Source organism: Micromonospora sp. LOL_023 (assembly GCF_048060115.1).
GTDB lineage: Bacteria > Actinomycetota > Actinomycetes > Mycobacteriales > Micromonosporaceae > Micromonospora_E.
The window spans coordinates 53,859-66,186 of sequence record NZ_JBHMIM010000029.1 but is presented as its reverse complement, the minus strand read 5'-3'; the positions used below and the strand labels follow the sequence as shown (position 1 = coordinate 66,186).

At 69.9% G+C, this 12,328-nt stretch carries 7 protein-coding genes; 3 read left to right on the top strand and 4 right to left on the bottom strand.

Annotation, left to right across the window (positions count from 1 at the left end; all coding sequences use genetic code 11):
* Positions 1-108: 108 nt before the first annotated feature.
* Both ACFHVL_RS17135 and ACFHVL_RS17130 read left to right on the top strand, forming a co-directional pair.
* A complete protein-coding gene (locus ACFHVL_RS17135) occupies positions 109-2,763 on the top strand; it encodes a nitrate- and nitrite sensing domain-containing protein (protein ID WP_416628997.1) in 2,655 nt (884 codons plus the stop codon).
* A 5-nt stretch (positions 2,764-2,768) separates the two neighbouring features.
* Positions 2,769-3,182, top strand: coding sequence for a roadblock/LC7 domain-containing protein (locus tag ACFHVL_RS17130; protein ID WP_326555604.1), 414 nt, complete (start codon positions 2,769-2,771; stop codon positions 3,180-3,182).
* A 71-nt stretch (positions 3,183-3,253) separates the two neighbouring features.
* On the opposite strand, the gene ACFHVL_RS17125 is transcribed toward ACFHVL_RS17130, so the two are convergent.
* Together ACFHVL_RS17125 and ACFHVL_RS17120 are read right to left on the bottom strand one after the other, a co-directional pair.
* Positions 3,254-4,780, bottom strand: a complete 1,527-nt coding sequence (locus ACFHVL_RS17125) for a serine/threonine-protein kinase (protein ID WP_416628995.1) — start codon at positions 4,778-4,780, stop codon at positions 3,254-3,256.
* 80 nt (positions 4,781-4,860) lie between these two features.
* A complete protein-coding gene (locus tag ACFHVL_RS17120) occupies positions 4,861-6,387 on the bottom strand; it encodes a GH1 family beta-glucosidase (RefSeq protein WP_416628994.1) in 1,527 nt (508 codons plus the stop codon).
* Positions 6,388-7,260: 873 nt separating this feature from the next.
* Between ACFHVL_RS17120 and ACFHVL_RS17115 the strand changes: the two genes are divergently transcribed.
* A complete protein-coding gene (locus ACFHVL_RS17115) occupies positions 7,261-10,173 on the top strand; it encodes a glycoside hydrolase family 48 protein (protein ID WP_416628993.1) in 2,913 nt (970 codons plus the stop codon).
* 234 nt (positions 10,174-10,407) lie between these two features.
* Here the strand turns inward: ACFHVL_RS17115 and ACFHVL_RS17110 are convergent, their stop codons facing one another.
* Both ACFHVL_RS17110 and ACFHVL_RS17105 read right to left on the bottom strand, forming a co-directional pair.
* The gene (locus ACFHVL_RS17110; protein ID WP_416628991.1) at positions 10,408-11,436 is read right to left on the bottom strand and encodes a hypothetical protein; all 1,029 of its coding nucleotides are present in this window, start codon (positions 11,434-11,436) and stop codon (positions 10,408-10,410) included.
* A 110-nt stretch (positions 11,437-11,546) separates the two neighbouring features.
* Positions 11,547-12,305: a DUF3159 domain-containing protein gene (locus ACFHVL_RS17105; RefSeq protein ID WP_416628990.1), complete on the bottom strand. Its 759-nt coding sequence runs from the start codon at positions 12,303-12,305 to the stop codon at positions 11,547-11,549.
* Between the last annotated feature and the right edge of the window lie 23 nt (positions 12,306-12,328).

Genomic DNA, 12,328 nt, shown 5'->3' with positions numbered 1-12,328 from the left:
CTGCGAGGAGGCGTGGTGGTTGGTCCCGGTGACCCGTCCGACGGCGCGGTGTCCATTCCTCGCCGTCGCCCATTAGACAGCGACGGGGTACCACCGCACCGTCGCCGGTTGCGGCTGCGCCCCCGTGACTGGCGGATGGGCGCCAAGCTCGCGGCCGTACTGGTCATTCCGTCGGTGGCGTTCCTGGTGGTCGCCTCGGTGCAGACCGGTTCGCTGGTCGGCCAGGCCACCGTGCTCAACGAGTTCGCCCGCCAGGTGAAGGTCGGCGAGCAGGCCACGGCGCTCATCCACGAACTCCAGCAGGAGCGCGACCGGTCAGCGGGCGAACTCGCCGCCCGCCAGAGCGCCGTCCAGTTCGACCCGGTGGAAAGCGAGCAGGCACTGCAGGTCCACTACGACGCGGTCGACCGGCGGATCGCCGACTTCCGGGCCGTCGCCGACCCGCAGGCCGGCGGGGACGCCGCCTGGCAGGTGGCGTACAGCCGCGTGTCGGAGTCGCTGTCCCAACTGGGGCCGCTGCGGGCGTCCATCTCCGGCGGAGCGGTGGGCGCGGACACCGTCTTCGGCAACTACACCCGGGCCATCGACGCCCTGCTGACCCTGCTGGCCGAGCCGTCACCCGGTATCGAACGTACCGACCTGACCCAGGCCGTGCTGCGCAACGTGCAACTGGCCCGGGTCAAGGAGCTCAGTTCGCGAATCCGGGCACAGCTCTACGCCGCCGCCCGGGCCGGCCGGTATGCTCCCGAGGACGTGGTCGAACTGACCGACCTGCGGGCCCAGCAGTTGACCGCGCTCGCCGATTTCCGGATCACCGCGACGAGCAACCAGATCGCCCGCTACGGTGAGGCCGCCGCCGACCCGCGGTTCGTCGCCGCCGTCCAGATGGAGGAGACCACCATCGTCGGTGGCTCGGCCAGTCCGGCGGTGTTGGAGCCGAACGGGTGGTGGTCTGCCAGCCAGGACCGGCACCAGCTGCTACGCCAGGTCGAGTCGACGGTCCTCGGCAACGCGATCAGCCTGGCCGAGTCGCGCAGCGATCAGCAACTGCAGCGCACCCTGCTGGTCGCCGGAGCGGTACTCGGCGTGCTGTTCATCGCGTTGCTCACCTCGGTGGCGATCGGCCGGTCCATCGCCCGTTCGCTGCGTACGCTGCGGAGCCAGGCGTTGCAGGTCGCGCAGCTGGACCTGCCCGACACCCTGCAGCGGCTCCGGTCGGTGCAGTCCGGCGTGCCGCAGATCGAGATCGCACCGGCCGCGGTGCGTACCCGCGACGAGATCGGCGAGGTCGCCGAGGCATTCGTCGCCGTACACAGAAGCGCGGTGACCGTCGCGGTCGAGCAGGCGGTCATGCGTCGTAACGTCAACGCGATGTTCGTCAACCTCGCCCGCCGTAGCCAGGTGCTCGTCGAGCGGCAACTCGAACTCCTCGACGACCTGGAACGCGACGAGGGCGACCCGGAACAGTTGGACAACCTCTTCAAGCTCGACCACCTCGCCGCCCGGATGCGCCGTAACGACGAAAGCCTGTTGGTGCTGGCCGGCACCGAAGCGAGCCGTCGTTGGAGCCGGCCGGTGGCGCTGTCCGCCGTCACGCTGGCGGCTGCCGCCGAGATCGAGCAGTATCCACGGATCCGCCACGATGTCGAAGACAAGCTGTACATCGTCGGACACGCCGTCGGCGACCTGGTTCACCTGCTGGCCGAGTTGCTTGAGAACGCCACCGCGTTCTCCCCGCCGTACTCGAACGTGCACGTCACCGGCTACGAGTACGCCCCGCAGGCGGTGCTGCTGGAGATCACCGACGAGGGCATGGGAATGTCCGCCGAGTCGGTGGAACAGGCCAACATGACCCTGGCGGAACCGCCCGACGCCGACGTCGCCGCGTCCGAGCGGATGGGCCTGTTCGTGGTGAGTCACCTGGCCGCCCGACTCGCTGTCCGGGTCCGGTTGCGGTCCGGCGAGCGCGGGCTGATCGCCAACGTGTGGCTACCCGGTTCGGTTCTCGCCCCGCCGCCGGAGCAGGACGTCTCCTACGTGGTGCCGGCCGGACGCAAGGTCACCGACTACCCGACTCGGGAGATGCGGGCGGTCGGCACCGCGGCGCGGGCCGGCGCGGGTGAACCTGTCGCAGGCCGACCGCCGACGGCCGTCGACGGAATCGCCCCGGCGTTCGTCCCACCCGCGCCGCGCCAAATCGAGCCGTACGCCGAAGAACCGGCACTGCCCGCCGCGCCGTCGCCGGTGCCGACCCCGCCGCGCCCCCTAGCGGCACCGACCGTAGGGCAGTTGCCGGTGGCGCCTACCGTCCGGCAACTGCCGTCCTCGCCAGCAGGACCGGACGGTGCCGGCGAGCGGAACGCGGTGTCGCGTCGCACCGGTAAGCGCAACATGCCGGCACGTGCCGAGGACATCCTCGCCTCGGCTGGCGGCGCCGTGGTCGCCAGCGCCAGCAGCGTGTGGTGGGAACGGCAACGCGGACCGATCGCTCCGCTGCCGCCGACGCCAGCCCCGCCGGTGGTCCCGGTGACCGCCGGAACCAGCAGCAAGGGCCTTCCGGTACGGGTGCCGATGGCCTCGCTGCCGGTCGCCAGCAACTCCGCCGCGCCCCCCGTTCCTGCCGTCCACGACGAGCCGGATCCCGACGCGGTGAGCAGCATGCTCTCCAGCTTCTATGGTGGCGTGCGACGGGCTGAATCTGAGGACACCAGCGAGATGACCCTGGCGCCGGCCGGCCGTCGGGGTGAGGAGGAGCAACAGTGAGAACGCTGAGCCAAGAGGCAAAAGACCTTAGCTGGTTGGTGAGCGCGTTCGCGGAGCGCGTGCCAGGGGTCGCCCATGCGATCGTGGTGTCGTCCGACGGGCTGCTCGTCGCGGTTTCCGACCACCTTCCACGCGATCACGCCGACAAGCTGTCGGCGGTCACGTCTGGCCTGATGAGCATCACCAGTGGCGCCGCGCAGATGTTCGACAACGATATCGTCAAGCAGACCGTCGTCGAGATGGGACGCGGCTATTTCTTGATCATGAATATCCGGGACGGTTCCATTCTCGCCACCCTCGCGGCCAGCGACGCCGACATCGGCGTCGTGGGCTACGAGATGGCGCGGCTGGCGAAGCAGGCTGGTGAGATGCTGACCCCGGCGCTGCGCGCCGAACTCCAGCAGGCGCTGCCGCGCTGATCTCCAAGCAGGCTCTGCCGCGCTGATCTCCAAGCAGGCTCTGCCGCGCTGATTTTTTGGGCCGGCGGTACTCAGTCGTCGGCGGCGTCGGCGGCCAACGCCGCCAGCATGAGGTCGAGTCTGATCGAGACCTCGGTATCCACTGTGCCTTCCTGCCGATGACCGGCCAGCCGTAGCCGCAGTTGACCTACCCGGTCCTGCAACTGGCCGGTCGTCGTGCCCTCAGCGATCGACAGCCGGAGGCCGTCGGCTGCGTCACGCAGATCAGCGGCGGCATCGGCCCTGATCATCCCGGTGGTCGATCCATCGGCGACGATCAGATCGAACTGTTCGACCACCAGCGCCGCCGAGGCCAGCGACTCCGGCGGCACGGCGTCCGCCCCACCCTGAGCGGTCCTCGACCCCACCGGCGGTCGCGTGGTTGCGAGCGGCACCGTGCTCGCCGGCGGCGATGCGGCCGACCGGAGACTGCCGGCCGGCGGCGGCGCCACCAGGAACGACGTCGCCACGAGGACGAACGCGATCACGGCGGCAGCGCCGGCCCCGGCGAGGCCTACCACCGCGAGCGGCGATCGTGCCCGCTCGCCACTTCGGACACGGGAATCTGCGGGTTCGGCAATTGGTAGCCGGGCCGCTGGTGTCGAAGCGACCCCTACCGGGCCGCGACGACCGCCCCACCCGGCCGACCGCGCCGGCGGGACGGCCTGCTCCACGAGCGTGTGGCCGCCGGAGAACGAGCCGGTCCGGGCCCGGTCGGGCAGCGGAAACTCGACGACGACGCCGAGGGCGGCATGCAGCGCCGATGCCACTTCAGTGGCCGTCGGCCGGTCGGCCGGATCGCGGCGCAGGCAGGCGAGACAGATCTCGGCCACCTGGGCAGGTAGCCCGGTGACGGCTGGTCGGGGTGGCAGCTCGGCCCGGTCCAGCTGAGCGGCTGCCTCGCGCCAACTTTTAGCCGGCAGCGGTGCAGCGCCGGTCAGCATCTCGTAGCAGATGGCGCCGAGGGCGTACACATCGGCCGCCGGATGCACCGGGCAGTGCCGCAGGCGCTCCGGGGCGGCATACGCGGGAGTGCCGAGCAGCCAGCCGGCGTCCGGTGCCGGTCGGCCATCGACCACCGCGGCGATCCCGAAGTCCAGGATCTTCGCTCCGCTGGCGGTCAGCATCACATTGCCCGGCTTGATGTCACGGTGCACCACGCCGATCCGGTGGGCGGCGGCCAGCCCACTGGCCACCTGCGCGGTGAGCCAGATCGCGGCCCGCCACGGAAGTGGCCCGGTGGCCAGTCTGGCTGCGAGGTTCTCGCCCTCCACCAGCTCGAGCACCAGGTATGGAACGACCTGGTCCTCGTCGATCTCCGCTTCGCCGTAGTCGTAAACCTGGGTGACGTGCGGATGGGTGATCCGCGCCGCCGCCCGTGCCTCCTGCTGGCACGCGGCCCGCACCGATGGCGCGATCGGTGGTGCCAACGCCTTCACCGCGACCGCCCGGTCGAGTAGATCGTCGCTGGCGCGCCAGACCTCGGACATGCCGCCCAGCCCGATCCGGTCGGCCAGCACGTACCGGCGGTCCAGCCGTAGACCGGAACCGAAGACCATGGCCACAGTCTGTCGGTATGTGAACGCGGGCGGTGCGGTTTCCGGCGTACCTGACGTCAGGTTCCACCGCAGGGCGGACCTCAGATGGCGTGCTCGGCGATGACCCGCCGGTACCAGTGCGCGCTGCGCTTGAAGACCCGGCGCTGGGTGGGGTAGTCGACGTAGATCAGGCCCCAGCGCTGCTCGTACCCTTCGGCCCATTCGAAGTTGTCCATGAGTGACCAGACGTGGTAGCTCTCCACCGGGACGCCGGTGCTGATCGCGCGGTGGACGGCGGCCAGGTGGTCGCGTAGGAAACTGATCCGGCCCGGATCGTCCACCGTGCCGTCGGGCGCCATCCGGTCCGGCGTGGGCAGCCCGTTCTCGGTGATGGTGATCGGTACCGCGCCGTAGTCGCGGTAGACCCTGGTGAGGACGTCGAGCATGCCGTCCGGGTAGATCTGCTGCCAGTCGGCTTCCGAAGTCGTCCACCGTCGTACCGTCTGGCCGTCACCGGTGACGTAGATCGGCGTGTAGTACTGGACGGCGAGCAGGTCGACCGGCGCGGCGACGATCGCGAGATCGCCGTCACGGATGCCGCGCGCCAACCGGCTGTCCGGGCCGAGATCGGCCAGCACGTCGGCGGGGTAACTGCCCAGGAAGACCGGGTCCAGGTAGAGCCGGTTCTCGTAGCCGTCGTAGAGCCGCGCGGCCGCGGCCGCGGCGGCGCTGTCGTCGGCCGGGTAGCAGGGGTGCAGGTTGAACGCCGGGCCGATGCGGCAGGCGGCGGAACTGGCGCGCAGCGCCTGTACGGCCAGTCCATGTGCCAGCTGCAGATGGTGGGCCACCAGGTAGGCGGCGTCCGGGTCCGACCGGCCCGGGGCGTGGTGGCCGCTGAGGTAGCCGTTCTGGACCACGGTCTTCGGTTCGTTGATGGTCAGCCATACCGGTACCGCGTCGCCGAGCGTGTGGAACAGGCTCTGCGCGTAGTCGGCGAACCGGTAGGCGACGTCGCGCGACTCCCAGCCGCCGACGTCCTGCAGGGCCTGCGGCAGATCCCAGTGGAACAGGGTGGCCATGGGTTCGATGCCACGAGCGGTCAGGCCGTCGATCAACCGACGGTAGAAGTCGAGCCCACGCTGGTTGGGCTTGCCGGTGCCGTCGGGCTGGATCCGGGGCCAGGAGATTGAGAACCGGTAGCTGTGCAGCCCGAGGTCACGCATCAGGTCAAGATCGTCGTGATACCGGTGGTAGTGGTCGGCGGCGACGTCGCCGGTGTCACCCGCCCGGGTGCGTCCCGGCGTGTGGCTGAAGGTGTCCCACACCGACTCGCCGCGCCCGTCCTCCTTGGCGCCGCCTTCGATTTGGTACGCGGAGGTCGCCGCGCCCCACCGGAATCCGCTGGGGAAGTGGAGCCCGAGGGGCCGTTCGGGAGCGGGCCGGGGAGCCTGCTGGGCGGTACCATCGTCGCCCTCTCTACCGGAGCAGGTCCCTACGGTGTCGGTGAACCGGTGGCTTCCGGCGTCGCGCGGGGCGCCGGTCGCGGCGGTTGCCGCTGCGCGGTGGGCGGCGCTGGCCGCGGACTGTTCGGCCCGGCGTTGCAGGTGCCGGCGGGAAAGTACGGCCATTGAGGTCTCCTCGACAGTGGTATCCCGTCCACTGCTGGTGCGGCACGGGGCGCGGGGGCGCGCCGGACAGGTCGCGAGGGTGGGGGGATCGGCTGGATTTCCCGCCGTGATCGGAAAATTGGTGTGGGGACGGGGAGGGCAACCCCCGTCCCCACCATCAGTTGCTCTCACGCACGAGCGGTTTTGGCGTCCAGATCGTGCGTGACGCGCGGGAGCCGGGCCACGCGAGTGGCTCTGGATCCACCTCCTCCCGGGTGGTGTCTGCAGCTGCCGGCGGAGTCCGGGCTGGCCCGCCGTCAGCTTTACGATCGGTAGGTGTTCCCGCCTGGGCGGTGTAGCACCGCGAACACGGTGCGATTTCACGAGTGTTGCCAAGTCCATCGATGGAAGCGCTCCCATCGACGTTGGTTTTGGACTGTAGTCCCCGTCACGGGTTTGTGAAAGACCCAAAACGAGATCGAAACACGTCAGTGGCCATCCGACCGTCGGTGCAGGTTCGGTGGCGCCAGGACAATGCCAGCTCAACGCGGGTCGAAGGACCACCTCGCGGGGATCGGCCTGGGTTGACCCTTGAATGCGGGAGCGCTCCCATGTAACACTGTCGACCATCGCGGATGGGAGCCAGCAGACCGCGCGACAGGGGCAGCCGAGGGCGGTCGACCACATCAGGTCGGCACGGCGCCACGCAGTGAACCGGAGCCGCCTGTCCGGCACCTCCGGTCGTATGTCGACCCCGGTCCGGGACGGGTTCACCACTAATCCGGCGCCATGCGTCCGACGCGCTGCTCCACGACATCGCCCACCGCGCATACGGCGCCAAGCTGAGGCGTACCCCCCATTGCCTCGGCCTGGTTCGCGAGGAGAACCCACCACATGAGATTGACCGCGACGAGACGGCGGCTGGCCCTGTTCGCCGCTGGCGTGATGGTCGTCGGAGGTGTCGCCGTCGTCCCCGGCGTCGCCAACGCGGCCACCGCCTGCAACGTCGTCTATGCGACCAATGACTGGAACAACGGTTTCACCGCCAACGTGACGATCGAGAACCTCGGTGACCCCATCACCGGTTGGACCTTGCGCTTCGCCTTCCCCGGCAGCCAGCGGGTCACTCAGGGCTGGTCGGCCAACTGGACCCAGTCCGGCAACGTGGTCACCGCCACCAACGCGGGCTGGAACGGCAATCTTGCCACCGGGCAGTCCACCAGTATCGGCTTCAACGGCACGCACACCGGGTCCAACCCCAAGCCGACGTCGTTCTCCATCAACGGAGTCACCTGCAACGGCGCCCAGCACAACCAGCCACCCACCGTCGGCCTGACCGTGCCGGCAGGCCCGTTCGTCGCCCCTGCCGACGTGCCGCTGACCGCCACCGCGAGCGATCCCGACGGCACGATCGCCCGGGTCGAGTTCTACCGCAACGGGCTGCTCGTCAACACCGACACGACCAGCCCGTACCAGTACGTGCTGTCAGCGCTGCCAGCCGGTAGTTATACGGTGCAGGCCCGGGCCTACGACAACGCCGGTGCCAGTGCCACGGCAGAGCGGGCCTTCACCGTGAGCCCGGGCAGTACCGGGCCGTCCCTGGTGGCCACACCCTCGTCGGTCAGTGTGAACGAAGGTGGCAGCGCGACCTTCAACCTGCGGCTGAGCTCCGCGCCCACCGGCAACCTGCCGGTCACCCTGGCGATCGCCGGTGACAGCAGCATCACCCGTACGCCGTCGTCGTTCACCTTCACCCCGAGCAACTGGAACACCGGGGCGACGGTTACCGTCTCGGCCGCCGAGGACAGCGACACCGTCTCCGGCACCGCCACCATCACCGCTTCGGCGAGCGGGATCGCGCCGTTGTCCGTCGTGGTCACCGAGATCGACAATGACACGCCGGGCGGCGACAACGACTACATCGCGCGCTTCCTCGACCAGTACGGCAAGATCAAGAACTCGGGATACTTCAGCCCAGAAGGCGTGCCGTACCACTCGATCGAGACCCTGATCGTCGAGGCCCCGGACCACGGACACGAGACCACCTCCGAGGCGTTCAGCTTCTGGATCTGGCTGGAGGCCAGCTACGGTCGGGTGACGCAGAACTGGGCACCCTTCAACAACGCCTGGACCGTGATGGAGCGCTACATCATCCCGGGCAGCGCCGACCAGCCGACCGCCGGCGTGGCCGGCACCGCACAGTACGCCGCCGAGTACCTGCAGCCCAACCAATACCCCTCCCGGCTGGACCAGAACGTGCCGGTCGGCGCCGACCCGCTCCGCCGCGAGCTGCAGTCGGCATACGGCACCGGCGAGATCTATGGCATGCACTGGCTGCTTGATGTGGACAACGTGTACGGCTTCGGCCGCTGTGGGGACGGCACCACCCGTCCCGCGTACATCAACACCTTCCAACGTGGTCCACAGGAGTCAGTGTGGGAGACCGTCCCGCAGCCGTCCTGCGACACCAAGCGGCACGGCGGTACCAACGGCTACCTTGACCTGTTCGTCGCGGAAAGCAGCGCGCCGGCCTCGCAGTGGAAGTACACCAACGCCCCGGACGCCGACGCCCGCGCGGTGCAGGCCGCCTACTGGGCGCTGATCTGGGCCCGGGCGCAGGGCAAGCAGGCCGATATCGCGGCCACCGTAGCCAAGGCCGCCCGGATGGGCGACTACCTGCGGTACGCGATGTTCGACAAGTACTTCAAGCGGATCGGCAACTGCGTCGGTGCCTCCAGCTGCCCGGCCGGCACCGGCAAGGACTCTGCGCACTACCTGATGTCCTGGTACTACGCCTGGGGCGGCGCGACCGACACCTCGGCGGCGTGGTCGTGGCGGATCGGTTCCAGCCACAACCACTTCGGCTACCAGAACCCGTTCGCTGCCTGGGCGCTGACCAACGTGCCCGAGCTACGCCCGCGTGGTGCCACGGCGAGCCAGGACTGGACACAGAGCCTCAACCGGCAGATGGAGTTCTACCAGTGGCTGCAGTCCGCTGACGGCGCGATCGCCGGCGGTGCCACCAACAGCTGGAACGGCTCCTACGCCCAGCCGCCGGCCGGCACCCCGACCTTCTACGGCATGTACTACACGGAGCACCCGGTCTACCACGACCCGGGCAGCAACGAGTGGTTCGGCATGCAGGTCTGGTCGCTGCAGCGGGTCGCCGAGCTCTACCATGTCACCGGTGACGCGCGCGCGAAGCGGATCCTGGACAAGTGGGTCCCGTGGGCGCTCTCGCATACCGACATCGGCACCGGCGGGGACTTCTCGATTCCGTCGACGATGCGCTGGAGCGGTGCGCCGGACACCTGGAACGCGACCAGCCCGGGTGCCAACAACAACCTGCGGGTCGAGGTCGTCGGCTACGGCCAGGACGTCGGTGTCGCCTCCGCCTACGCCCGGACCCTGATGTGGTACGCGGCGAGGTCCGGCAACACCGAGGCCCGGGACACCGCCAAGGGTCTGCTGGACGCGCTGCACGCGAACGCCGGGCCCAAGGGCGTGACCACGGTGGAGACGCGGGGCGACTACCGCCGCTTCGACGACGTCTACAACGCCTCCACCGGGCAAGGGCTCTACGTGCCCAACGGGTGGCGGGGCACCATGCCCAACGGTGACGTGATCCAGTCCGGCAAGAGCTTCCTGGACATCCGCTCGTTCTACCGGAACGACCCGGACTGGCCCAAGGTCGAGGCGTACCTCAACGGTGGACCGGAGCCGCAGTTCGAGTACCACCGGTTCTGGGCACAGGCAGACCTGGCGATGGCCTACGCGGACTACGCCCTGCTGTTCCCGGACAACTGAGGACCGGTGTCCGGGTGGGCGGCCGGCCCCTCCCACCCGGACACCCCTGACCCGCACCACCTGCTCGGCGCAACCCGATCCACCTGCGGTCCGGCATGATCGCCACGGGCGACCGGATCGCCCCAGACGGCCTGATTCCCACGGTCAGGCCCGCCTGTGGTGGGTCGGCCGGGATCGGACAACGCAGCGATCCCGGTCGGCCCACCACACCCCATTGAGGCCACTACCGCGCGGTCACGACCGGTAGCAGCGCCAGCTCAGTTCGTTCCGGCGGTTCGTCAACTCGGCGTCGACCGGTTCGCCGTACCGTTGGGCGCAGGCAAGTCGTACGTCGAGGTCCTTGCTGTTGTCGGTCCTCGGACGGACGCAGGTCCAGCGGCCGTCCGTCGAGCCCGGCCAGGCCATCCACTGTCCACCGTGCCTCTGCTTGCAGTAGGTGTCGAGTAGCCGGCGTAGGTCGTCGTCGTTGTCAGGACCGAGCAGCACGGGTTCGGTGGCCACCGGTGGCGAAGCACGGGGGGAGGACGCGTCGCTGGTCGGCGTCGGCGTCGCTACCGTCGGCGCCGGTACATCGGGCGGCTGCTCGACCCCCGGGTCAGTCGGGACCGGCTGACCGGCCAAGACGTCGGCAGCAGCCGGCGAGCTCTCGGTGGCGCTGGGCGTCGGAGTGGGCGGCGCGGTCGTTCCTGCTGGTTCCACGGTCGGCGACACCGAGGTCTGCGGTACGGCCGGCGGACTCCACAGCAGCCCGGTGCCGGAGACGAACGGTGCCGAGCAGAGCAGGGCAATGGCGGCGACTCCGGCAGCGGCCGCCACCCACCCGTAGCGGCGGACGACCCCGATGAACTGGTCGGGTTCGTCGATGACCGCGACGCCGGCCGGTCCGGGGGCTGCTGGCGCGGCGGCTTGCGGCTCGGGAGCCGCCGGCACGCCGGCCTTCGGCTCGGGAGCCGCCGGCACGCTGGCTGCCGGAACTGGCCGGATGATCGGCTGCTCCTGGGTCGGATCGTCCAACCCTGTGACCGGTTCGGCCGCCGCCCCGGACTGCGGCACCTCGGCGAGGAGCGGATGCGCGGCTGTGGCGCCGGCTCGGCTGCCGGACGGTTGGATGATCGGGTGCTCGACCGTCGGTTCGTCGGTGACCGGGCCGGTCGAGCGATCGCCGAGTACCCTCAGCTCGACGGTCGGCTGAGCGAGGGCACCTTCCGCTTCCGGTTCGGTGTGGGTGACTGCCCTGGTGTGGTCAGCGGATTTTTCGGCCACGAAAGCCCCGGCCTCCTCGTGCGAATGCGTTCGACAGCGTGGTCACTGTAGTCACATCCGGAGCACGATGGCTCGGGTGGGAAGCCGCTCGGCATCCCGCGGCTCGGTTGTCAGTCCTCGCCGGACGGTCGGGGCCGCTGGGCCGGCGTCGAATCGTCTCCGGTTGGCAGCCCGGCCGTGCCGGTCTGATCCCGCTGCGGCGTCGCGACACCCGCCGTCGAACTCGGTGCCACCGGGTGGCGCAACCCGGGGTGCCCGGGCGGCATGGACCGCCGGATCACCCACCAACTCACCGCCAGACACGCCGCGACCAGCGGCCAGCTCAGCGCGGCCCGAGCCGCGGCCAGCGCGATCACCTCGTCAGACAGGTACAGCGGTACGAACACCGCGACCCGGACCACGTACTGACCAACCCAGACCCAACTGCCACGGCTGTACGCCCGCAGCAGCGCCGGATCACGCCGCCACCGTCCGCGTTGACCCAGCGCCCCACCTACCACCACGCCCAGCAGCGGCCAGCGGGCCACGATGCTGATGATCCAGGCCAACACGCTGGCGGCGTTGGAGAGCAACTGCAGCAGGAAGAAGTCGGCGGCCCGCCCGGTGCGCAGCGCGATGAGCGCGGCGACGCAGACGGCGAGTAGGCCGATCAGCACGGACCTGGGCCGGTGCCCGTGCCGCAACCGGACACCGCCGATCAGCCCGCCGGCCGCCAGCGCGGCGAGCACGCCGTACCAGATCGACTGCCCACCCAGTGCGTACCCGGCGCCGAACGCGACCGCCGGCACGGTGGCATCGATCGCTCCGCGACGACCGCCCAGCAGCTGCGCCAGAGACTCCGTCTGGGTGCCGTCCGACGCTCCGCTCAACGCCCCGCCTCCCGCCGGTAGTC